Genomic DNA, 24,151 nt, shown 5'->3' with positions numbered 1-24,151 from the left:
ATCATGAAGACAAAAACGGTAATACAGGCGCTGGCGGTTGTGTGTCTGGCTGGCAATCTGCTGTTTTTCAGCGCGGCGGCAAACGCGATGGGCGACGATTCTGATGCGAAGAAAACGCCTGACTGCCCGAAAGGACAAATCTATGACAGCAAAACCAAAAGCTGCATGGTGGATAAAAGCAGCATGATTTCCGATCAGGATAAAACGCAGTACGCCTATCATCTGGCAAAAACTGGCCGTTATCAGGAAGCGCTGACCGTGCTGGATACGCTTAAAGATAAAAACACCAAAGAAGCCTGGAACTACCGCGGTTATGCCACGCGTAAACTCGGGCGCACCGACGAAGGCATCAGCTATTATCAGAAGTCGATTGCGATTGACGCGAACTACGCCAAAGTCCGGGAATATCTCGGCGAGGCTTATATGATTAAAGGGCGTCCGGATCTCGCTAAAGCCCAGCTGGCGACTATCAAAGGATTATGCGGCACCGGTTGCGAAGAATATCGCGACCTGAGCGCCGCCATCGACGGTCATCCGGAATCCTGAATACGGAGAAACGATAAATCTCACCGGCAGACTTACGTTCTGAACTGAGCCAGTGCCTGTCACGTTTGTGGCGCTACGCGATGGTGTTATCGCGCAAGCACGATGTGGCAGACGATCTGGTGCAATCCACCTGCGTGCGGGCGCTGGAACGCTGCGCGCAAGTGGCTGACAGCACCGGCGCAGATCGCTGGCTCTTTTCGATTTTGCACTCGATATGGGTTAACGAACTCAGGGCGCAGCACGTCCGTCAGGGGCAGGGATTTGTGGATGCCGGAGAAACGGATGCGCCCGCCGACACGTTGTCTTTCGATGAACGGCACTGGCATATGCAGGTGATGCAGCGGGTGAACCGTCTGCCCGAAGCCCAGCGTAACGCGGTGTTTCTGGTGTACGTCGAAGGTTTTACCTATCAGGAGGCGGCAGTGACGCTTTGCGTGCCTGCGGGCACCATCATGAGCCGTCTGGCAGCTGCACGGCTGACGCTGGCAAAAGATGCCGGTGCCTCCACACAACCGCAGCAGGGAGAGAAAAAATGACCCGTGAAATCCCGTCTGCGCCTTATACCGATGAAACGCTGGTCGCTTATCTCGACAATCAGTTAAGCGAACCGCAGCGCGCACAATTTGAAGGGCAACTGGCGCAGGATGACGTGCTGGCGCAGCGGCTGGTGCAGATGTCGCGCAGCAATTTACCGTTCCACGATGCCTTTGGCGCGATGTTGCAGGAAGCGCCGGTCGGTAAATTACAGGCCGCGCTGGATGCTATTCCTGATACGCCGGTGGCGACTTCGCGCCGTTTCAGCCGTCGCGCACTGCTCGCCGCGTCGGTAAGTTTTCTTGCCGTCGGGTTGCTGGCCGGGCGTTATTCCACGCTGTTTACCTCCGACGATAACTGGCGCGCGCGCGTGGCGGATTACATGTCGCTGTATACCGCGCAGACGCTGGCGGATGTTTATGACTCCGCCGGACAGCAACAAACGCAGCTTTCGCGGGTGCAGAATGCCTTAGGCATTGCGTTAACGCCAGCGGCGCTGGCGGTGCAGGGCGCGAGCCTGAAAGATGCGCGGATGCTGCATTATGACGATTACGATATTGCGCAAATCACTTATCTCGACCGGAAATATGGCCCGATGGCGCTATGTATTACGCGCAGCGAACATCGCGGGACAACCGCTCAGGAAAGCGAAATCCGCCGCGGGATGAACGTGGTTTACTGGCGCCACGCCGGCTACAACTTCATGCTGATCGGCCACAGTCCGGCGGATGACATGGCCACGCACGCTGTGGCGTTGCAGGCCAATATCAGGCAGGTAGTTTCGTAACGGAACTAACTTATGTAATTATTTAAAGTATTAAACAATTTTTAATACACGTAACCACGATGTTAAATTGTTTACGAAATCTCGATAATATGAGTAATCGTTAACATTTATGTGGTTGATTTGTCGTTCCGCACCGCTGTTTCGTTGCTCCCCATTATTGTCCTTTCATACTCTGTGGAAATAATCGCTTATTTCCCGCTCACCGGGTTGTTGATTTCGTTTATCCAGGGAATTTTGGATAGCTTTCACCTGCAAAACTAAAACTAAACATTCAGAGAAACAGACGTCATGAGAAAGATACTTGCCATGATCCTCTGCCTTAACGTGGTGGCTTTCAGCCAGTCGGCGCGGGCAGAAGATGAAAAACCCGTTGATGTGTTACTGATCGGCGGCGGCATTATGAGCGCGACGCTGGGGACATACCTTCAGGAATTAGAACCAGACTGGTCAATCAACATGGTGGAGCGCCTCGACGGCGTGGCGCTGGAAAGCTCCAATGGCTGGAACAATGCCGGTACCGGCCACTCTGCGCTGGCAGAAATGAACTACACGCCGGAAAAAGCCGACGGCAGTATCGATATCTCCAAAGCGGTTGAAATCAATGAATCCTTCCAGATTTCCCGTCAGTTCTGGACTTATCAGGTTGAGAACGGCGTACTGCATAATCCGCGCTCGTTCATCAACAGCACGCCGCACATGAGTTTTGTGTGGGGTGACGACAACATTAATTTCCTGCGTAAACGTTTTGCGGCATTGCAGCAAAGCACGCTATTCCGCGGGATGGAATATTCAGAAGATCCGGCGCAAATCAAACAGTGGATCCCGCTGGTGATGGAAGGACGTGATCCGGCGCAGAAAGTTGCTGCGACCCGAATTCCGATTGGTACCGACGTCAACTTCGGTGAAATCACTCGTCAGCTGGTGGCGTCCCTGCAGAAGAAACCAAACTTCTCGCTGAGCCTCGGCCATGAAGTCCGCGACATTAAACGTAATCCGGATAACACCTGGAACGTGACCGTTGCTGATCTCAAAAACGACGGTAAAGAAAGCGTCATCAAAGCGAAATTCGTGTTTATCGGCGCCGGCGGCGCGTCCCTGACGTTGCTGCAAAAATCCGGCATTCCGGAAGCGGATAACTACGGCGGCTTCCCGGTCGGCGGCGAATTCCTGGTGACTGAAAACCCGGACGTAGTGAAGCGGCATCTGGCTAAAGTGTACGGTAAAGCCTCTGTCGGCTCTCCGCCGATGTCCGTTCCGCACCTCGACACCCGTATTCTGGATGGCAAACAGGTTCTGCTGTTCGGGCCATTTGCGACCTTCTCCAGCAAATTCCTGAAAAACGGTTCCCTGTGGGATCTGTTCGGCAGCGTGAATTTCTCCAACATCATGCCGATGACCCATGTGGGTATCGACAACTTCGATCTGGTGAAATATCTGGTCAGCCAGGTAATGCTCTCCGACGAAGACCGTTTCGATGCGTTACGTGAATACTTCCCGGATGCGAAGAAAGAAGACTGGCGTCTGTGGGAAGCCGGTCAGCGCGTGCAGATCATCAAGAAAGATGAGAAAGAAGGCGGCGTTCTGCGCCTCGGCACCGAAGTGGTGAGTTCGAAAGACGGCAGCATTACCGCGCTGCTGGGCGCTTCTCCGGGGGCTTCCACCGCGGCACCTATCATGCTGCACCTGATGGAAAAAGTGTTTAAAGACAAAGTGGCGACGCCGGAATGGCAGGCAAAACTGAAGGAAATCATCCCTTCTTACGGCACTGAACTTAACGGCAACGTGGCCGCGACCGAGAAAGAGCTGGGCGACACCAGCCGCGTTCTGATGCTGGATAATCCGCAGCCAAAAGCGGCGGAACCGGCTCCGGCAGCGGACAATTCTTCTGCTCCACAGAAGGGTGAAGAGCAGAAGCAGGTTGCGGATGTTGCGTTGTAATCTGAGTTCTTAACAAAACCGTTCAGAAGGCGCGGGCAGCCGCGCCTTTTTAACATCCCACTTTCGCTTTAAAATGCGATTTAGCACGAATAGCTCGTTCTTTGTACGTCCCAAAGCCCTTCAAAACTCCCTTTCATGACTCCTTAAATCCAGTAGTGACGCGGCCTGAAGCGCTGTCCATTATCCCGTTTGCCTGTTTTTTTTAAAGGTTAAATCCTTTTTTAAATTATGTAGTGATAATGTTATATTCGTAGCCAGCAGTTTAAAAAATGAAGTTTCAGTAACGATCCCGCGTGTTTTTTTGCTAATTTCTTGTTCGACACATAACAATATTCTTAAATGAATCGCCAAAAACAGAACTGAACATTTAGAGAAACAGACGTCATGAGAAAGATACTTGGTATGCTTCTCAACCGTGACTCACTGGGTGCCAGCGAGCCTGCGGCCGCAGAAGACGAAAAATCCGTTGATGTATTGCTGGTCGGCGGCGGAATTATGAGTGCAACCCTGGGGACCTACCTCCAGGAACTCGAGCCGGACTGGTCAGTCCATATGATTGAACGCATGGACGGTGTGGCGCAGGAAAGCTCCAACGGCTGGAATAACGCCGGTACCGGCCATTCCGCACTGGCAGAAATGAACTATACCCCGCTGATGTCCGACGGTTCTGTCGATATCACCAAAGCGGTGGCGATCAACGAAGCCTTCCAGGTTTCCCGTCAGTTTATGGCGTATCAGGTTCAGAAAGGCGTGCTGAATAATCCGCGCTCGTTCATTAACAGCGTGCCGCACATGAGCTTTGTCTGGGGCGATGACAACATCGATTTCCTGCGCAAACGCTTCGCTGCGTTGCAGGAAAGTACCCTGTTCCGCGGGATGGAATATTCAGAAGACCCGGAACAAATCAAACAGTGGATCCCGGCAGTGATGGAAGGCCGTGATCCGGCGCAAAAAGTGGCCGCGACCCGCACCACCGCAGGCACCGACGTGAACTTCGGCGAAGTCACCCGCCAGCTGGTTGAGGCGTTGCAGAAAAAATCCAATTTCACGCTGGCAAACGGTCAGGAAGTGCGCGACATCCAGCGCAATCCGGATAAAAGCTGGCGCGTGACGATTAGCGATCTCAAACACAGTCACAAGCACCATGTCGTGAATGCAAAATTTGTGTTCATCGGCGCGGGCGGCGCTTCACTGACGCTGCTGCAAAAATCCGGCATTCCGGAAGCGCGTGAATATGGCGGTTTCCCGGTCGGCGGCGAGTTCCTGGTGACTGAAAATCAGGATGTGGTGAAACGTCATCTGGCGAAGGTTTACGGCAAAGCTGCCGTGGGCGCGCCGCCGATGTCGGTTCCGCATCTCGACACCCGTATTATTGATGGCAAACAGGTTCTGCTGTTCGGGCCGTTCGCCACCTTCTCCAGTAAATTCCTGAAAAACGGTTCTCTGTGGGATTTGTTCGGCAGCGTCAACAGTTCCAACCTGTTACCGATGACCCGCGTGGGTATGGGCAACTTCGATCTGGTGAAATATCTGGTCGGGCAGGTCATGCTCAGTGATGAAGACCGTCATGCCGCGCTGAAGGAGTTCTTCCCGCAAGCCGAGCAGAAAGACTGGAAACGCTGGGTGGCGGGACAGCGCGTGCAGGTCATCAAAAAAGATGGCAAGCACGGGGGCGTATTGCGTCTCGGCACCGAAGTCGTCAGCGCGAAAGACGGCAGTATTGCCGCCTTGCTGGGTGCGTCACCGGGTGCCTCTACCGCAGCGCCTATCATGATGAAACTGCTGGAAACCGTTTTTAAAGAGAAAGCCGCCAGTGCCGAATGGCAGGCCAAATTCCGGGAGATCATCCCGTCTTATGGCACCAAACTGAATGGCAATATCGACGCGACCGAAAAAGAACTGCTGGAAACCAGCCGCATTCTGCAACTGGAAACGCCGTCGATGATCACCACGCCGGTGGCCGATGTGGTTCAGCTGCGGCCGCTCGACGTTCAGGCGAAACAAGAGCCGAAACAGACTGCGGATATTGCGCTGTAAGTTCTGGAGCAGAAAAACAAAAACCGCCTTTTCAGGCGGTTTTTTTATGTCTTTATTTCCTCTTTATGCACCGGAGTTTTACGCCCCGGAAAGCGACTTTGCCATATTCTCTTTCTTCACCCGCGCCGTTTCATTCTGAGATTCCAGCACAATTCTCGCCAGCGGCGTGTCTTCGTGATAACGGGTTTTATCGTCCAGCCCTTTGGAATATTTATTGTATTTCCACCAGGCATAGCCGAGGAACAGCACCAGCCCGCCGACGTTATAAAATACAATGGTGATAATACTGGCACCGGTCGGGAAGGTAGAGGCAATAAATCCGACGGTGAAAATCACAATCAGCGTACTGACGATGGTGATCCCCTGCATTCTGGAACCCATCTTAAAATCGCGCTCGACGCTGTCGTATTTAAGACGCAGATTCAGGTACGCCAGCATAATAAACAGCGGCGGCAGCATCGAGGCGGCGGCGGTCATGTTAATCAGTGTATTCATTAAATCCTGCACGCTGTCAGAACCTAACGTTGGAATTAACATCAGCGGAATAACGATAAGAAACTGGATCCACGCCGCGCGTGTCGGAACGCCATGTTTATTCAGACGAATGGTTTTCTCACCAAAAATCCCCTTGGGAATTTCAGTAAAGAAGATTTTGACCGGTGCGGCCGTCCACATCAACAATGAGCCAAACATCGCGGTAAACGAAACCACGCCGACAAAGCGGTTCATCAGCACTGCCGGTAATCCAAAGTGCGCGGATAAACCTTCAAATACCTGCACCGTGCCGCCGGTAAAATGCAGCGAAGATTGTGCCACAAATACATTAATCAGCAGCGAGGCGATGGAATACAGCACGCCGATCACCAGCCCGGAAATAATGATGACTTTCACGAAAGCACGGCTGCCGCCTTTGACGTCATTCACGTACACAGCGACCGATTCCGCGCCGCCCGCAGCCTGGAATATCCACGCAATTATGCCCAAAAATGCCCAGTTAAAATGCGGCGTCATGGCCTGAACGTTAATCGGATCCGCCGGTTCCACGCCGCCCATCAGCGCCGCGCCCGCCAGCACGATATAGGAGAACGTCAGCAGCAGCATTAATGTCGATGTGACCGAGGTCATCGGCCCGAGTAATTTCGCGCCGCTGTTGGAAATCATCGTGGAAAAGGCAAACAGGCAGATGCTGATAATCGCGGTCGTGAAGGGCGTGAAAATATAATCGTGCCCTAAAAATGCGTAAGACGCATACGCGATCACGCGGGGAAGCAGCGCCGTGAAGAAAAACAAATTCACGAACCAGTAGGTATAGGCGGTCATAAATGCCCAGCGGCCGCCGAGGGCGCTTTTCACCCAGGCATAAACACCGGCTTCCGAGCTCTTATTTAACGAGACAAATTCGGCGATGATCAGGCAAAACGGAATAAAGTAAATGAGGGTCGCCACCAGAAATACCGGTGCCGAGGCGATGCCTAACTGGATGTTATTGTTGATGACGTTATTGAAGCTAAACACGGCGGCAAATGTCATGGATAACAACCCAAATTTGCCTATGGTATTTCGACTGGACCCGGCCATAAATACTCTCCAACTGCGATGTTTGTAGGGTAAGTGATTCTTGTTTTTTTATTATTTATTAACGAAATAACTTTCTTCGACGGTCACTTTTAAGATGACTTTTCTGAGGTCTTTTTCCGGCCTGAACCGGCAGGCTTCGTGGTTTTCAAAAATGATCACGTCGCCATTACTCACTTTTATTGTTTCACCCTGACCGCTAAAAAATTCGCGATCGGTTTCATCGTCATAAGATGTCACGCAGTGCAGGGCCGATTTCGCGGAAAACTCGATTTCCTCTGCGCCTTCAAGGTAATAATGCACATCGAAATAACGGCGGTGGCCTTCGAATTCCGACGGCTGTTTTTCACTGCCGCTGGCGAGCCGGTAAACCAGCGAATCGCCGACGGAATGGAAAACGCCGGGACGGATATTTTCCAGGTTATTAATGGCTTCCATGCAGCGCTGCCATTTTTTACCGCTGCGGTAAAGCCGCTGAAATTCAGTTAAAGAGTCGAGAATAATCATCAGTTTTCCTCCCCTGCATGAAAGGTGAATTCCGCCAGGTGCAGGCTGTCTGTGTCTTTCTTGCTGAACGGCACCATCGTGAAGCCGTAGCGGAACGCCGAGAAATACACGCGATAAGAATCGAGCACTTCAGAACCCCAGGAATTGGAGCCGAGCCCGGAAATTTTGTGGTCGAGATTGAGCGTCAGGCAGTTGTCCGGCATCAGTTCGTCGATATGCTGCGCCTGTTGAAGCATCTGCGAACTGTACGGCCACAGGCTGAAATTCAATGGCTGGCGTGGCTGAATGAAAATCCCTTTTCCTTCGTCATCGCGAAGGCTCAGCCAGCGGATATCCTGACGGTTGCCGTTGTCCTGCGGCATCGGGTAATTTTCAAATAAGCGATTTACCGGCTGCTGATAATGACCGATAAGATTGGCCTGACAGCTGTCCTGATAGTTTTCATCCGGCCCGCGACCGTAATATTCCACCTGCGTAAAACGACGGCTGACGCCAAAATCGAGGCCGATTTTCGGGATAATAGACTCGAAATTACCATAAGGCGTGCCGGATAAATCGAGGGTGACGACGCCCTGAGGCGATATCCGCCAGCGATAAGTGCAGCGCATGCCAAAATCGGAAACAGGCGGCGCAATGATGCTGTGCACTTCAATCACCACATCGTCCTGCTGCCGTTCCCAGCGCATCTGCCGGAAATGTTGCTGCATGATATGCAGATGATTAGGCTGCCAGAGGCCTTCGAACTCCTGTTTATGGTTGTCGATGACCGGCTTAAAGAAATTGAGTGTCGGCGCACGGCCGGTGATTTCTTCGTCATCCACTTGCCAGCTTTTCAGTTCGCCATCCAGACGGGAAAATGCCAGCCCAAAACCCTCGCCGCTGATAATAAACTGATGTTTTTGCTCATCACATAACAGCGTTGCGGCTTTTTGTGGCGCGGGTTTTGCGGCTGAGGGAAGCGCTGCCTGCAACAGCATCTGGTAATGCCCGAGAGAATGCTGCGCTTCGCTGTACGCGGTCTGGCTGTTTTTGCGGATGCCGATATTCAGGAAAACTTCCTGCCCGCTGGCAGAAAATTCAGGCAGCACCAGTGTTTCGCATTCGCCCGGTTGCAGGTGCGGCAGGGATATTTCACGGGTTTCCAGGCAGTGTCCGGCGACCTGAACAGTCAGTGAAAGCGTGATGTCTTCCAGCGAACTGAACCAGTAACGGTTTCTGATGCGCAGCGCATCGCCGCTAAGACTGACCTCTACCGGGCACAGCACTTGTTTATATTCCCGCAGGCCAGGGCCGGGCGTCTGATCGGGGTAAATCAGTCCGTCCATGCAGAAGTTGTAGTTGTTCGGGTAATCGCCGTAATCGCCGCCATAGGTATAACGCGTCTGACCGTTTTCACCGGTTTCCAGCAATCCGTGATCGCACCATTCCCAGATGTAATGCCCCTGAAGGCTGTCATGGCGATTCAAAACGGCCTGATATTCGGCTAATCCGCCGGGTCCGTTGCCCATTGCATGAGCGTATTCGCAGATGATGCGCGGTTTGGCGTGCGGATATTCGCCGAACGCATTCATCATTTGCACGCGGGAATACATGGTACTGATGACGTCGGTCACTTCGGCGTCGCGGTCTTCTTCGTAGTGAATAAGACGCGTCGGATCGAGCGCTTTGCAGCGTTTCGCCATTGCGCGGATATTGCAGCCATAGCCTGATTCGTTGCCGAGCGACCACATAATGATCGACGGATGATTTTTTTGCGCCATCACGTGACGCTCGATACGCTCTACATAAGCATGTTCCCAGCGCGGATCGTCGGTGATGCGGTTCAGATCGCCGACGTTTGCGAAACCATGACTTTCCAGATCCGTTTCGGCCATCACGAATAAACCGTAAATATCGCACAACTCGTAAAAGCGAGGATCGTTCGGGTAATGTGCGGTGCGTACCGAGTTAATGTTGTGTTGTTTCATCAGGATGATATCGCGCTCAACCCGCGCCATATCGACCGCGCGCCCTTTGCGGTGATCGTGATCGTGTCGGTTTACGCCGTGCAGCTTGAGATAACGTCCGTTGACGTAAAACAGCCCGTCGCGCACGCAGATATCACGAAAACCCACGCGCTGCGGCACGACGCAAATCATCTGACCCGCGTCGTCATACAGTGTTAGCAGCAGCTGATATAACTCAGGATGTTCGGCATTCCACTCGCGCGGATGGTTGACCGGAATGTCCAGGCGACAGCGTGTTTCATCGCCGATATTCAGATTCTCTGCCGACAACTCCGCCACGCAGACGCCATCGTCGAATAACTGCGCGTGCAGGCGATAACCGCTGACCGGCTCCCGAGTATTAGCCAATACGGCATCGATGCTCAGCACGGCATCGCAGTAGTTTTCATCGAACGCGGTGACCACGGTGAAATCGTTGAGATGAACAGGATTTTGGCCGGTGAGATAGACATCGCGGAAAATCCCTGCCATCCACCACATATCCTGATCTTCGATATAGGTTGAATCTGCCCATTGCAAAACGCGCACCGACAGCAGATTTTCACCGGGTGTCACGCAGGCGCTGATATCGAATTCTGCACACAGGCGGCTGCCTTTGCTGAATCCGACGTAGTGCCCGTTCACATACACTTCGAAATAGGTTTCGACGCCGTCAAATTTTATCTGCGTTTGTTTGCCTGCCCAGGCCGCATCAAGGGTAAAACGCTGCTGATAGGCGCCGGTCGGGTTATTCGTGGGAACATAAGGAACGTCGATAGGGAAGGGAAAACCTTCATCAGTGTATTGCAGCTGGCCGTGGCCTTCCATCTGCCACATGCCGGGGACGGTGATATTGCCCCATTCCGTCATCGGCTGACGGTAGAATTCTTCCGGGACTAACGCCGGATGCTCAAAAAAGTGGAACCGCCAGTTGCCGCTGAGTAACTGAAAATACTGGCTGGCGGCGCGATCGAAACGCAGCGCATCCTGTGGATTTTCATAGCTGAAAAAGGAGGCGCGTGGCGGTAAACGATTTTCGGACTGCTTGTCGATATTTTCCCAATTATTCACGTGATCTCTCCTGAGACGTGTTTCTATGGGAGAGAAGATAGTAAATATTTAGTAAAAATAACTAAAAAGTTTTACTGATTGTCTGAGAGATCACAAAAAATAAAAAATCGGTCTGAGGATCATGCCGTTAAATTTTACCGGCGGGTGGTGTCGCGCAGTTGCAGCGTTCCCGGCACAAATACTGACAGCGGCACAGTGCGTTCATCGCGCAGTCGTTCGGTCAGCAGGTTAACCGCCTGAGCGCCCATCGTTTCGGAATGGATGCGAACCGTCGATAAAGAAGGGAAGACAAAGCGTGCTGTCGGAATGTCGTTGACGCTGATCAGCGCGATTTGCTCGGGGATTTTAACGCCATGTTCCAGCAACGCGCGGGTCACGCCCAGGGCAATGGTATCGGTGGCAATCAACAAAGCCGGAGGATAAGGCGCATTTTGCTGCAACATTTTCTTCGCACACTGATAGCCTGACTGGCTGGTGAAATTGCCGTACCAGATATCGTCTGGCTGGACGACATTTTTCAGACGGCCATATTCCACAAAGGCCTGCTCGCGCTGATCCGGGAATTCAGGATGATCGCGACCGCCGATAAAGCCAATCCGGGAATATCCCTGGCCGATAAAGAAGTCGATAACCTTCTGGCTTATCTTAAATAAATCTACGTTAACGCAGTCAGACTGCGGGTCTTCCATCACGCCATCAATGAAAACAACCGGTGTGGATTGTTGTGAGAGCTGTGTATGCAGCGCGGTCTGAGGTTGGCCGATAACCAGAAAACCGTCGGCAGAAGGCAGTGCCTTTTCGCCGGTAAAGTCATAGCCTGAAATCAGGGTGATACCCAGTTTTTCGCATTGTGTTTCAATGCCATAGCGCATGGAAAGATAATAAGGATCATCAATTTCCAGCCCCTGCCGGTAAGTGAACAATGCGGCAAACGTCATGCGCTGCGTGGCATTGCGCCGGGAGGGAGAAACTTTATATTCCAGGCGTTCCGCCGTTTCTAAAATCTTCTGGCGGGTCTGCGCTTTCACGCTCAGGCTCGGATCGTCATTGAGCACACGTGAAACCGTCGCAACGGATACGTTCGCGGCCTCAGCGATTTCCTTCAAAGTAGCCATCAGCGTCTCATAATCAGGTAAACCAAAGCCGTAGCTTAATGTGATCAGCGGCTTATGTACACTGCTCACCTGCCCGCCAGCCTGCAAAATCTCACTGTGACAGAGTTAACGATTTACCTAATTTTAAGTATATTTTAGTAAAATATTTACTAGTATGCGTTTGACCTCTGCTTTTCCTATTCATAATAATCAAACAGTGAAGCGCATAACGATGAAGAACACATCACTCAACATAATATTCTTACTTTTATTATTCTTCTTACCAATGGATTTACTGGCGCAGGAAACGGTTATTCCTGCCGAACACAATGAATTAACGCCGCCCGAAATAACACCGGCCAGCCGCGACGCCACCGCCTATCGTTTTTATGGCGAAATGGGGGGCGGTGGCAGCGTGTATTTAGACGGTAAAGATCAGCATAAATACAGCGACGGAACATATATCGAAGGCGGCCTGGAAATAAAACACGGTAAATGGTTCGGGCTTATTTATGGCGAAGGCTGGACGGTGCAGGCCGATCATCAGGGAAACGCCTGGGTGCCCGATCACAGCTGGGGCGGATTCGAGGGCGGCCTGAACCGTTTTTACGGCGGTTACCGAACCGATCAGGGCACCGAATTTATCCTGAGTATGCGCAACGATTCCTCGCTGGATGATCTGCAATGGTGGGGCGATTTCACGCCGGAATACGGCTATGTGATCCCCAATACCCGCGATTTAACGCAGGCCGTAAAGGTGCAGAACCTGACCGGCAAGTTTCGCTACAGCGTGACTGCGGCACCGCAAAGCCGTGTAAATGAGAGCACCGCATTACTTCATTTCGGAAAATACGACCGTTATTCAGATAAATACACGTATCAGTCGATGGTCAACGGCTATACGCAATATGATTTAGCAGAAGGACTGACGCTGCTTAATGGCCTGGAGCTTACCGATGGCACCGGTCAGTTATTCCTCGCTGGGTTGCAGGGCAAAAATCTGGCAGGGCGCGTCTGGCATCACACCGGCAAGGGCGACAGCAGCCATTCCGGCCACGAATCAGGAATGATGGTCAGCGCAATGGTGGAAGCAACCACCGGTCTGTATTTGTCGACCGCGTACAGTTACGCCGAACACTCTCGGGATAATACATTCGACACCACCACGTCTTACGCACAGGCTGGTATCTGGTACGAATATTATGGTGGCCGGTTCGCGACGGCATTAGACAGCAAATTCTATATGAGCAATGACAATACCGGTGCCAGCAACTCGGTATTTCTTATGCAATATTTTTATTGGGGCAAATCATAATGAAATATATTAATCCGCACCGACCGCTCAGTTTACTTATCTGTGCTGCTTTATTTATTTCCGGACATGCACTGGCAGAAACGGCCAATAGTTTACGGGCTGATTCTTTTAAAAACGTCATTAACCGCTCCGGTGCGCCGCAATATATGCTCGATTATGATTTCGATGAGCATCAGCGTTTTAATCCTTTATTTGATGACGGTGCCTGGCACGGACATTTACTTCCGGTGGGACCGGAAGGTATGGGCGGATTTCCTGGCCCGGCGCTGCTGACCGAAGAATATATCAATTTTATGGCCGATAATTTTGACCGGCTGACGGTGTATAAAGCCGGGCAAAAAGTCGCGCTGAGCATGAACGCTTACAGCATTCCCGGCGCGCTCATCCAGACGCTGACTGCGCCCGGCATCCGCATCGAAATGACCTTGCGTTTTGTGACGTCACGCACTTCATTGCTTGAAACTAAAATCGCCACTGATTCGCCGCTCGAACTGGTCTGGGACGGCGAACTGCTGGAAAAACTCCGCGCTCAGGAAGGAAAACCGCCATCGGATAAAACCATCGAACAGGAATATCCGGGGTATACGCGCCAGATCCTGCCGGTCGCTGATGGCCTGCGAGTGACTTTCGGCAAGGTACGTGAGGCATCCAGCCTGATGACGTCCGGCGAGTCCGAATATCAGATCCACAAAACCCTGCCGATGCAGACCGAAATCAATGGCCACCGGTTTACCGGCAAAGCTAAAATCACCGGTTCCACCACGATTTACACCACCTATTCGCATCTGCTGACGGCCGCCGAGATTCAGAAAGAACAACCGAAAATCCGGGATATTCTGGCGAATCCGCAGCCCTATCTGGATGCCTCGCAAAAACGCTGGGAAGGCTATCTGAATACCGGTCTGACTAACCCGAAAGCGACGAAAGATCAGGAACGCGTGGCGGTGAAAGCCATTGAAACATTAACCGGCAACTGGCGCGGTGCGGCGGGTGCGATGAAGTTTGATTCAGTCACGCCTTCGGTGACCGGCCGCTGGTTCTCTGGCAATCAGACCTGGCCGTGGGATACCTGGAAACAGGCGTTTGCGATGGCGCATTTCAACCCCGATGTGGCGAAAGACAATATCCGCGCAGTGTTTGCCTTTCAGATCCAGCCCGGCGACGCGGTTCGTCCGTGGGATGCTGGTTTTGTGCCTGATCTGATTGCCTATAACCCGGGCCCTGAACGTGGCGGCGACGGCACCAACTGGAATGAGCGCAACACCAAACCGAGCCTGGCCGCATGGTCGGTTATGGAAATCTACAAAACGACCGGTGATAAACAATGGCTGGCGGAGATGTACCCGAAACTGGTCGCTTATCACGACTGGTGGCTGCGCAACCGTGACCACAACCATAACGGCGTGCCGGAATATGGCGCAACGCGCGACAAAGCGCATAACACCGCTGACGGAAAAATGCTGTTTACCGTCAGGGAAGGGCAGAAAGAGCAGTCCGAATCCGGGCTGCAAAACTACGACCGCGTGGTGAAATCTGGTCAGTACGACAGTATCGAAATCCCGGCACAGGTGGCGGCGTCCTGGGAGTCAGGGCGGGATGATGCGGCAGCCTTTGGATTTATCGACGCCGATCAGCTGGCAAAATACATCAAAAATGGCGGCAAAAAACAGGACTGGCAGGTCAAATTCGCCGAAAACCGTTCGGATGACGGAACGCTGCTGGGATATTCGTTGTTACAGGAATCGGTCGATGAAGCCAGCTACATGTACAGCGATAACAAATACATGGCTGAAATCGCTGACATTTTAGGCAATAAATCTGAAGCCGCAGATTTTCGTGCAAAAGCCGTCAAACTGGCCGGATATATCAACACTTGCATGTTCGACAGCCGCAGCGGTTTCTTCTATGACATCCGGATTGAAGACAAACCGCTGGCCAACGGCTGCGCGGGCAAACCGATTACGGAGCGCGGAAAAGGTCCGGAAGGCTGGTCACCGTTGTTTAACGGCGCAGCGACGCAGGCGCATGCCGACGCCGTCGTGAAAGTGATGAAAGATGTGCGCGAGTTCAATACCTATGTGCCGCTCGGCACCGCCGCTCTGACCAATCCCGCGTTCGGCGCAGACATCTACTGGCGCGGGCGTGTCTGGGTTGATCAGTTGTATTTCGGCCTGAAAGGCATGGAGCAATACGGTTACCGCGAAGATGCCGTGAAAATGGCACAGGCCTTCTTTGATCACGCCGATGGTCTGGTTTCGGATGCGCCTATACGGGAAAACTACAATCCGCTCAACGGGCAGCAACAGGGCGCACCTAACTTCTCGTGGAGTGCAGCGCATCTTTATATGCTGTACAACGATTTTTTCGGGCAGGGGAAATGAGGGAATAAGGGCTGAATTTCAGGCACAAAAAAACCGCTTCAGAGAGCGGTTTTTATGTTGAGGAAGTTCAGTTAGCGCTAAGCTTTCTCAATTTTCATTTGCTTAAATAAGCGGGACAAGCAGCCCAGACCGGATAAATATACCTAAGTGAAGAATTCCCCGCAAGCTTAAATTATGATCAATAACCTTACAAATATCATAGGCATGATGGTAGCATCTGCGCGGGGCTAGTTTGCCCGTTTAGCGGCGGGTCACCGGGCTTGAAATTAGCACTTGAGTACCGCGGGGACAATCAGTCCAGATGCTGTTTGTTCTTCTCCAGTCGGTCCCGGTGCTTATTGGTGAAACGCGGTTGTAAAAGGCCGCAACAATGAAAAAGTGTATTTATGCACTGATCGTTGTGCTGGGTTCTTTGATGACGACTGAGAATGGTGGATGGAACGTTAACGTTTCTGACATCAAGATTAACGTCAACATAGGATCTGGTTTGTAGTAATTAAGGAACCGCCCTGAGGGGCGGTTTTCTTAGTTCAGCCTTTGCGCCCTAATCCCCAGCACACCAGCCCTGCCACCAGCAGCGACGGAATCGTCGCGCCGACATCAGGCAGCAGATTTGCCATCAGATGATAGACCGCGATACCGATAAACCAGGCCGCGACAGAACGCAGGTTCAGGTTTTCGGTCGTCTGACGGCGCAGCACGAAATGATGTGTCAGCACCACGCCGAACAGCGGCGCAAATACCGAACCAATCAGCAGCAGGAAGTTTTCGTATTGCGTCAGCGGCACCGACCAGGCAATCAGCGTACACAGGAGACCGATGCCGAGCGTCAGTTTACCGACGCTGACAGGCACCGATGTACCCGCAGAAACCGCCGCTGAGTGAATATCCGCAAAGGCATTTTCGTGTTCATCTACCAGAATCAGCAGCAGCGGAATACCCAGCGCAACGCCTGAGAGCGCCAGCAGCAGCGCATTGGCATCGGTCGATGTGCTGACAAAAGCCAGGGTGTAAGCGACACCGAGAGACATCATCCACACGCTACCGAGGAAATATCCGCAGGCGGTTCCCCAGAAATTCTGCCGCGCAGATTTGCCGAAACGGGTGTAATCCGATACCAGCGGCAGCCAGGAAAACGCCATTGACACCACGATATCGCAGGCCAGCGCGAACGGCATTGAACCGTCTCCGGCCTTATGCCACAGCGTCGATAGATCCGCGTGCAGGAACAGATAACCGGTCAGCCACGCGCAGCTCGCCAGCAGCAACCAGATGCCCCAGCGGCGCAGCACCACGCGGATAAACGCCAGTGGCCCGCTGGCCGCCAGCAAAGTGGCGACGACGCCGAAAATAAACGTCCAGAGAGTGGGATTCGACCAAAAACTGCCGTCGCCCCAGGCTCGTTTCGCCAGCAGACTGGCGGCATCGCGCATCACCACAATTTCGAATGCGCCCCAGCCGATCAGCTGGATCAGATTGAACAGCACCGGCAACGCCACGCCGCGTTTGCCGAGGCTCAGTTTCAGCGACGCCATGGATGACATGCCCGTCTGCCCGCCGATCACCCCGACCAGCGCCAATAGCGCAACGCCGACAGCGGAACCCAGCACAATTGCCGCCAGCGAACCCGCCAGCCCCAGACCCGGCGCCAGAATCGCACCGGCCTGCAACACCATCAGGCCCATACCGAGCGAGAACCACAACGAGAATAAATCAGACCAGCCCAGCACCCGTGATTTTTCCGGCACAGACGACTGTGGAGAATAAATACTATTATCTTTCATGAGGTTAATTTAGTGGCTAAAGCGAATGCCTTTTATAGCATAGAGTGATGAGATTCTGATGACGGGTGGGGGAGAAGCGCACTTTTCGGTTTTCAAAATGCATAATTCAATCCCTGTCACTTCGCATACCGCTATTTCAAAACCTCTCATTTCGAATGAATCACAATCACCCCCAGCTTTTCCAGCAAATGGCTTTGCTGCCAGTCGTCGATTTTCACGCCATCGAGACTGACTTTGCGGATGTTCAGTTCGCCCAGATCTGAGTTTGTCAGGTCGCAATGGGTGATATTGACGTTATTCCAGTCGAACTCGGTGAATTCGCCGCCGGAGAGGTCGGAGCCGCTGAAGTTAGCGCCCTGTACATTCGCGCCGGTCCAGCGGTTTTCCCACAGCTCGCATTTCTCCAGAATGACTTTGCTGAAGTTGGCGTAACTGAAGTTGTTTTTGGTCATGAACGCGCTGCAAAACCAGGTGCGTGAGGTGATCATATTCATAAAACTTGCGCCGCTGAAATCTGCGCCGGTGGCTTTGCATTCGCGGATTTCACAACCCAGTGCCTGAGCGTTTTTAAAATCCGCCATCGTCAGGTCGCAACGTTTGAAACTGGCATCCTGCAATTTTGCATGCTGAAAAGAGCAGCCTTTTTGTTCTTCATCATCGTAAAACAGACAATCGACGAAGGCCGTTTCTGAGAGATCGGCGCTGTCGAAACGGCAACGGTAAAAGCGGCAATTCTCCAGCGTTTCGCCGGTAAATTGCCTCATGCTAAAACGCTGGTCTCTGAAAGTCTGGTCTTTGATCATCGGATCCTCTGTCTTCTTTTATGCCCTGCTAAGGCCGGTATCCTGACAGAAAACATTTAGTGAAAATATGGAATCCGCCTCGTAATAACACGATTTACCTACGTTTGCCTTTTGCCGGATCGGCAAGTGAGGTCTATTCTCAAGGACTTAACGGAGCACTTCTCTCACTCAGATAAGGAAGACTGAAATGCGTTTGTCATCTCTCTTTTTGGCAACCAGCCTGGCTGTCAGCCAGTTTGCAGGGGCTGCGGAAACCGCGCAGCCCGCCACGCAGGAGCATGCTATGAATCACGCCATCAATGCCGATAACCCATTTCTAAAATCCAGCCCGCTGGAATATCAGGCGCCGCAATTTAATCTCTATAAAGACAGCGATTATGAACCGGCCATTCTCGAAGGCATCCGCCAGAAACTCGCTGAAGTGGATAAAATTGCCAGCGACAGCGCGCCGCCAACGTTTGAAAATACCTATGTGGCGCTGGAAAAATCCGGCGTCATGCTGCAACGCGTACAAAATATTTTTGGCGCGATGACCGGCGCGAACACCAACGACACGCTGCAAAAAATTGACGAAGATACGTCGCCAAAACTGGCCGCGATGGATGACAGTATCCATCTCAACAGCAAACTGTTTGCACGCCTGAAAGCGGTGTATGACCAGCGTGGCAGCCTGAAAATTTCGCCGGAATCGCAACGCCTGATTGAAGTGACATTTAAAGATTTTGAGCTCGCAGGTGCCAATCTTTCCGATGCAGATAAAGACAAACTTAAGGCGCTGAATCAGCAGGCCGCGACGCTCAGTACCCAGTTCACCAACAAATTACTGGCCGCGACCAAAGCGGGCGGGCTGACGGTGAAGGACAAAGCGCAGCTTTCCGGGCTTAGCGAGGCCGAATTGTCGGCTGCCGCGCAGGCCGCCAAAGACCGTAAGCTGGATAACGCCTGGCTTCTGGTGCTGCAAAATACGACTCAGCAGCCGTTATTGCAGTCGCTGGATGACCGCGATACGCGAAAGGCGTTGTATGAAGCATCCATTAATCGCGCCGAAAAGGGCGATGCGAATGACACCCGCGAACTGATTGCGAAGCTGGCAAAAGTGCGTGCGCAGCAGGCTCAGGTGCTGGGTTTCCCGAGCTATGCGGCGTGGAAGCTGGAAGACCAGATGGCGAAAACGCCGCAGGCCGCGCTGGATTTTATGCACAAAATTGTGCCGGCAGCGACCGCCCGCGCACAGCGTGAGGCGCAGGATATTCAGGCGGAAATCGATAAACAGAAGGGCGGCTTCAAAATGGCTGCCTGGGACTGGCAGCATTACGCGCAGCAGGTACGCAAAGAGAAATATGATCTGGACGACGCGCAGATCAAACCCTATTTCGAGCTGAACAATGTGCTAGAGAATGGCGTGTTTTATGCCGCTAACCTGCTGTATGGCATCACTTTTAAGGAACGCAAAGACCTGCCGGTCTATAACCCCGATGTGCGGGTTTTCGAAGTGTTCGATAAAGACGGTAAATCGATGGCGCTGTTCTATGCCGACTATTATCAGCGCGATAATAAAGGCGGCGGTGCGTGGATGAGCAACTATGTCGATCAGTCGAAACTGCTGGGCAACAAGCCGGTAATTTACAACGTGGCAAACTTCCAGAAACCGGCGGCGGGGCAACCGGCGCTGCTGTCGTGGGATGACGTCATCACCATGTTCCATGAGTTTGGTCATACGCTGCACGGCCTGTTTGCCAGTCAGGAATACCCGGGGCTTTCCGGCACCGCGACGCCGCGCGATTTTGTCGAATTTCCGTCGCAGTTTAACGAGCACTGGGCAAGTGATCCGAAAGTGTTTACTCATTTCGCTAAACACTACCAGACCGGTGAAGTGATGCCGCAGGCGTTACAGGACAAAATCGAGAAGGCCAGCAAGTTCAACAAGGGTTATGACATGACCGAGCTTCTGGCCGCTGCGTTGCTGGACATGCACTGGCACAGCCTGAGTGCAGACGTGCCGCAGCAGGATGTCGATAAGTTCGAGGCGGATTCGCTGGCAAAAGACCAAGTGAATCTGGCGTATGTGCCGCCACGCTACCGTTCCAGCTATTTCCAGCACATCTGGGGTAACGGCTATGCGGCCGGTTATTACGCCTATCTGTGGACCGAAATGTTGGCCGATGACGCGTTTGCGGGTATCACTGAACAGGGGGGCCTGACGCGGGAAAATGGCCAGAAATTCCGTGATCAGATCCTCTCACGCGGTAACAGCGAAGACCTCGAAAAGCTCTATGAAACCTGGCGCGGAAAAGCACCGTCGATTGAACCGATGCTGAAAAACCGCGGTCTGGAAGAGTAAAAAATATCCGTGCCCGGTATCGCGCCGGGCACGGACACTCTTGCCGGAAAGCGTTAACGGAAAGAGTTAAATCAACGCCCGAAAAACGTCGCTTCTCCTGCTCAAATTCCCCTATGCTTTTCCTCATGTTTACAGTCTGCGAGTGAAATCATGCTCTTCGATTTGCCTGACGATGATGTCCTTTATGCTGCGCTGATTGCCCGTGATCCGGCCTATGACGGCTTTGCCTTTGTCGGCGTGAAAAGCACCGGTATTTTCTGCCGGCTGACCTGTCCGGCCCGCAAACCCAAGCGAGAGAACTCGGTGTTTTATCCGTCGATGGTCAGCGCGCTGGAAGCCGGATTCCGGCCGTGCAAACGCTGCCGCCCGCTGATGCAGGGCGGTGAAAAAGATCCGCTGGTGCTGAAATTGCTGACTGCGCTGGAAAATGAGCCTGACAAAAGATGGAGCGAAGGCGATGTACAGGCGCTGAACGTCGACCCTTCCACCGTCCGCCGGGCTTTTAAGCGGCAATTTGGCATCACTTTTCTGGAGATGGCACGCCTGCGCAGGGTAGGGAAAGGTGTCGATGCGCTGACCGGAGGGGAGCAGGTGATTGAGGCACAACTGGATGCCAGTTTTGAATCTGGCAGCGGATTTCGTGCGGCCATCACCCGGCAAATCGGGCTCAATCCCAGTCAGGTCAGAAAGCATCAGTTTCTTAAAGCTGACTGGCTGGATACGCCGATCGGTTCGATGCTGGCGATTGCCAGCCACGATGCCCTTTATCTGCTGGAGTTTATTGACCGCCCGGCACTGCCCAATGAAATTGAGCGGCTGAAACAGCTGACGTCATCTGAAATCGTTTTTGGCCGCAACGCGCTGATTGTTCAGGCGGGGCAGGAACTGGCGGCATATTTCGCGGGCGGGAAACAGACGTTTGTCACGCCCCTGGCAGAGTTCGGCTCGGTGTTTACCCGTAAAGTCTGGGATGCGCTCAGAGCCATTCCGGCGGGCGAACTGCGCAGTTATTCCGCGCTGGCGGCAGATATCGGGCAGGCAACGGCGTCCCGCGCCGTCGCCAGGGCAAATGGCGCTAACCAGATTTCAATTCTGATCCCTTGTCATCGCGTAATCGGTGCCGACGGTTCGCTGACCGGTTACGGCGGCGGATTATGGCGCAAGCGATGGCTGATTGAACACGAACGAAGAATGGCGCTAAGCCGCTAAACGAGGAGCAGGGTATGAGTCAGCAAAGTCAGGCAGTGTCATTTTCAGAGCTTCACCAGAAATATAATCCGGTCGTTTTATACAACATCATGGCCAGCAGCCTGACGCCGCCGCTGGCTGAACTCACTGCGGCGGGTATCAGTCGGTTGAGCTACGGCCCTTATCCTTATGTCGGACTGATGGAAACCCTTAAACAACAGGCGCGCGCGCTGTATTAGCCGCCAGCCGGTGCCCCATCCAGAAGAACACCAGACCGCCAACCGCGGAGGCGATCAGTGCGATGAACATCACCGGAGGTGCGGCGTAACTGAGCAGAAAACCGCACATGACCGGATTGATTGCGCCGCCGAGATTGCTCAGGTTCTGCATCCCGTAGTAGCTGCCCTTCATGTTTTCCGGTGCGATAAAGTCGATAAACATGTATTCCACCGGAATGACGATCAGTTCACCGAAGCTGAAAATCGCCATGGCGATCACCCAGAACAGCACCGATTGTCCGGCGGTCATAAAGCCAATCAGGCCAATGATGAAGAACAGGGTACCGAGCAGCAGCCATTTCAGCAGAGTATTTTGCTTCATCCGGCTGCTTAATACGTACTGGAAAGCGATAACAATCACGGCGTTGGTGATCATCACCGCGCCGATGATTTTGTACGCGAACGCAGCGTTCGAGACCAGAATCAGATATTGCGACAGATAACCGGCAAACTGCCCGAATACAATCGATCCCAGCGTACTGCCCAGGGTGAAGTAAATCAGGCGGCGGTCGTGCGCGAGAATGCTCAGCGTCTGGCGCAGATTAGGTTTGGGCAACGGTTTTTGTTCAATCGACGTCTGCGGCGGATTATGTGGAATATTACGCAATCCCCAGGTCAGGGAAATCACGGTGCCCAGCGCCAGAACACCGGATATCACAAACGGCAGCATCGGGCTGAAACCCGCCAGCCAGACACCCAGCGAAGATCCCACCGCCCAGCCGACGTTGACCAGCGTGTAGTTCATCGAAAAGGCTTTCACCCGCTTTTCCACCGGCAACCAGCTGGCGATACAGGCTTTGAGCGTAATGCTGAGCAGGGCGTAAGAGGCATTCAGCAATGCCAGAACCAGCAGCACACCGGTCACATTGGGCAGAAACGGCAGCAGTAAAAAGCTCAGACCAAACAGGCTGACGGAGACGGTAATCAGCGTCCGGTGATTGAATTTATCCACCAGATAGCCACCGTACAGACTGCTCAGAATACCGATCGCCAGACTGGCCCCGAGAATAATCCCGACACTTTTCGGCAGCAGATGATAGTGCTCAGTCAGGTAAATAGTCATAAACGGCAGCGTGACTCCCCGTCCGATAGTAAGTACTAACGAACTGGTGAGCAGAGCGAGGATCAGCGGTGGCATTCCCTTCATGTTAAACGGCATTCCCTGAGTAACAGCAACAATTTCGTTACATGATAAAGGAGTCTGCGCAGTATTTTTCATTACAAAAAAGAGGGATTTAAGAGAGTTGCGCGGCTATCCCCGCGCTTGCCAGAATTTCGCTTACGGCTTTTGCGGTGCAACGCCGTGGAACAGCAAAAGAGCGACGTGTTTACGCAACATATCGGGAGAAATCGGCGACGCACCTTCCTGCCGCATTTTCATTGAGGCCATCGGGAACAGCGTCAGCCCGAACAGTGAAATGAACAGTAATGCCGGATTCAGATCCGGATTCAGCCGTCCTTCGGCCTGCCAGCGGGTAATGCATTCCTGCACAATTTTGCGGTTCTTGTCGCCGTTACGTTCTTCCATGCGTTTTTTCAGCATGCCGCTTTCACTGATCACCTCGCGCACCCACAACGGCGCCACCCACGGATATTTTTCTGCGGCATCAATCATACACTGCGCCATGTTGGTGATCGCCATCAGTGGATCGTCGGCGTGAGTTTCGAAAATGTCGGTAAAACCGGCGCGAACCGGCTGAAAACGTTCATCAATCATCACGTCCAGCAGCTGTTCGCGGGTTTTGAAATAGTAATGCAGCATGGCGGTGGTGACGCCCGCTTCTTTGGCAATCATGCTCAGCGGCGTTTCGGCAATGCCGTATTGGGCAAACAGTTTCAGGGCGGCATCCAGCAGCAGTTCGCGCTTATCTTCACCTTGCTTGGCGCTGCGCGGGCGACCCGGACGACGGGCAGGCGTGGTGGCTTCATTTTGATCCTTTTGTGCGGATCCTGCCATTTCTGAGATTTTTCTGTCTGCCATAAGGGG

General features: G+C 52.9%; 18 protein-coding genes. 10 read left to right on the top strand and 8 right to left on the bottom strand.

Annotated features, from left to right (window positions below; all coding sequences use genetic code 11):
* Positions 1 to 3 precede the first annotated feature (3 nt).
* The 5 genes from J1784_RS15005 (at position 4) to mqo (ending at position 5,842) form a co-directional block, all read left to right on the top strand.
* Complete coding sequence (locus tag J1784_RS15005; protein WP_217149900.1) at positions 4 to 546, top strand: tetratricopeptide repeat protein; 543 nt, start codon at positions 4 to 6, stop codon at positions 544 to 546.
* 80 nt (positions 547 to 626) lie between these two features.
* On the top strand, positions 627 to 1,082 hold the full coding sequence (locus J1784_RS15000) for an RNA polymerase sigma factor (RefSeq protein WP_238485539.1): 456 nt from the start codon (positions 627 to 629) through the stop codon (positions 1,080 to 1,082).
* Positions 1,079 to 1,867 carry an anti-sigma factor family protein gene (locus tag J1784_RS14995; protein ID WP_217149899.1) on the top strand — a complete coding sequence of 263 codons (789 nt, stop codon included), beginning with the start codon at positions 1,079 to 1,081 and terminating at the stop codon, positions 1,865 to 1,867. Before J1784_RS15000 ends, J1784_RS14995 begins: the two co-directional genes overlap by 4 nt.
* Before the next feature lie 288 nt (positions 1,868 to 2,155).
* Entirely contained in the window at positions 2,156 to 3,805 is a 1,650-nt protein-coding gene (locus J1784_RS14990) for a malate:quinone oxidoreductase (protein WP_217149898.1), read from the top strand.
* Between the two features lie 384 nt (positions 3,806 to 4,189).
* Positions 4,190 to 5,842 (top strand): malate dehydrogenase (quinone), encoded by a 1,653-nt coding sequence (gene mqo, locus J1784_RS14985; RefSeq protein ID WP_217149897.1) that lies wholly within the window; start codon positions 4,190 to 4,192, stop codon positions 5,840 to 5,842.
* A 78-nt stretch (positions 5,843 to 5,920) separates the two neighbouring features.
* Here the strand turns inward: mqo and J1784_RS14980 are convergent, their stop codons facing one another.
* The 4 genes from J1784_RS14980 to ebgR form a co-directional block, all read right to left on the bottom strand.
* Positions 5,921 to 7,420 carry an amino acid permease gene (locus J1784_RS14980; protein ID WP_217149896.1) on the bottom strand — a complete coding sequence of 500 codons (1,500 nt, stop codon included), beginning with the start codon at positions 7,418 to 7,420 and terminating at the stop codon, positions 5,921 to 5,923.
* Between the two features lie 51 nt (positions 7,421 to 7,471).
* Positions 7,472 to 7,924, bottom strand: coding sequence for a beta-galactosidase subunit beta (locus J1784_RS14975; RefSeq protein WP_217149895.1), 453 nt, complete (start codon positions 7,922 to 7,924; stop codon positions 7,472 to 7,474).
* Positions 7,924 to 10,980, bottom strand: coding sequence for a beta-galactosidase subunit alpha (gene ebgA, locus J1784_RS14970; RefSeq protein WP_217149894.1), 3,057 nt, complete (start codon positions 10,978 to 10,980; stop codon positions 7,924 to 7,926). Before ebgA ends, J1784_RS14975 begins: the two co-directional genes overlap by 1 nt.
* Positions 10,981 to 11,114: 134 nt before the next feature.
* Positions 11,115 to 12,095, bottom strand: a complete 981-nt coding sequence (ebgR, locus tag J1784_RS14965; RefSeq protein ID WP_217150039.1) for a transcriptional regulator EbgR — start codon at positions 12,093 to 12,095, stop codon at positions 11,115 to 11,117.
* A 211-nt stretch (positions 12,096 to 12,306) separates the two neighbouring features.
* On the opposite strand from ebgR, the gene ygjJ reads away from it, so the two are divergent.
* Together ygjJ and ygjK are read left to right on the top strand one after the other, a co-directional pair.
* A complete protein-coding gene (gene ygjJ / locus J1784_RS14960; RefSeq protein ID WP_217149893.1) occupies positions 12,307 to 13,389 on the top strand; it encodes a protein YgjJ in 1,083 nt (360 codons plus the stop codon).
* Positions 13,389 to 15,770 (top strand): alpha-glucosidase, encoded by a 2,382-nt coding sequence (gene ygjK / locus J1784_RS14955; RefSeq protein ID WP_238485538.1) that lies wholly within the window; start codon positions 13,389 to 13,391, stop codon positions 15,768 to 15,770. The genes ygjJ and ygjK overlap by 1 nt, the downstream gene beginning before the upstream one ends.
* A 530-nt stretch (positions 15,771 to 16,300) precedes the next feature.
* On the opposite strand, the gene cytX is transcribed toward ygjK, so the two are convergent.
* Positions 16,301 to 17,554 (bottom strand): putative hydroxymethylpyrimidine transporter CytX, encoded by a 1,254-nt coding sequence (gene cytX, locus J1784_RS14950; protein ID WP_217149892.1) that lies wholly within the window; start codon positions 17,552 to 17,554, stop codon positions 16,301 to 16,303.
* Positions 17,555 to 17,700: 146 nt separating this feature from the next.
* A complete protein-coding gene (locus J1784_RS14945) occupies positions 17,701 to 18,357 on the bottom strand; it encodes a Qnr family pentapeptide repeat protein (protein ID WP_217149891.1) in 657 nt (218 codons plus the stop codon).
* Between the two features lie 187 nt (positions 18,358 to 18,544).
* Here J1784_RS14945 and dcp point away from each other — a divergent pair, with 187 nt between their 5' ends.
* The 3 genes from dcp (at position 18,545) to J1784_RS14930 (ending at position 22,125) form a co-directional block, all read left to right on the top strand.
* On the top strand, positions 18,545 to 20,698 hold the full coding sequence (dcp, locus tag J1784_RS14940) for a peptidyl-dipeptidase Dcp (protein ID WP_217149890.1): 2,154 nt from the start codon (positions 18,545 to 18,547) through the stop codon (positions 20,696 to 20,698).
* Positions 20,699 to 20,848: 150 nt separating this feature from the next.
* Positions 20,849 to 21,907, top strand: a complete 1,059-nt coding sequence (locus J1784_RS14935; protein WP_217149889.1) for a bifunctional transcriptional activator/DNA repair enzyme AdaA — start codon at positions 20,849 to 20,851, stop codon at positions 21,905 to 21,907.
* A gap of 14 nt (positions 21,908 to 21,921) precedes the next feature.
* Positions 21,922 to 22,125 carry an isocitrate lyase/phosphoenolpyruvate mutase family protein gene (locus J1784_RS14930; RefSeq protein WP_238485537.1) on the top strand — a complete coding sequence of 68 codons (204 nt, stop codon included), beginning with the start codon at positions 21,922 to 21,924 and terminating at the stop codon, positions 22,123 to 22,125.
* On the opposite strand, the gene J1784_RS14925 is transcribed toward J1784_RS14930, so the two are convergent.
* Together J1784_RS14925 and J1784_RS14920 are read right to left on the bottom strand one after the other, a co-directional pair.
* Positions 22,097 to 23,311, bottom strand: a complete 1,215-nt coding sequence (locus J1784_RS14925; RefSeq protein ID WP_217149888.1) for an MFS transporter — start codon at positions 23,309 to 23,311, stop codon at positions 22,097 to 22,099. The two genes, J1784_RS14930 and J1784_RS14925, sit on opposite strands and share 29 nt — an antisense overlap.
* A gap of 132 nt (positions 23,312 to 23,443) precedes the next feature.
* Complete coding sequence (locus J1784_RS14920) at positions 23,444 to 24,145, bottom strand: TetR/AcrR family transcriptional regulator (RefSeq protein ID WP_217149887.1); 702 nt, start codon at positions 24,143 to 24,145, stop codon at positions 23,444 to 23,446.
* Positions 24,146 to 24,151 lie beyond the last annotated feature (6 nt).

Origin of the sequence: Rahnella ecdela, from assembly GCF_019049625.1 — a bacterium.
GTDB lineage: Bacteria > Pseudomonadota > Gammaproteobacteria > Enterobacterales > Enterobacteriaceae > Rahnella > Rahnella ecdela.
This window is presented reverse-complemented; position numbering and strand designations above follow the sequence as displayed.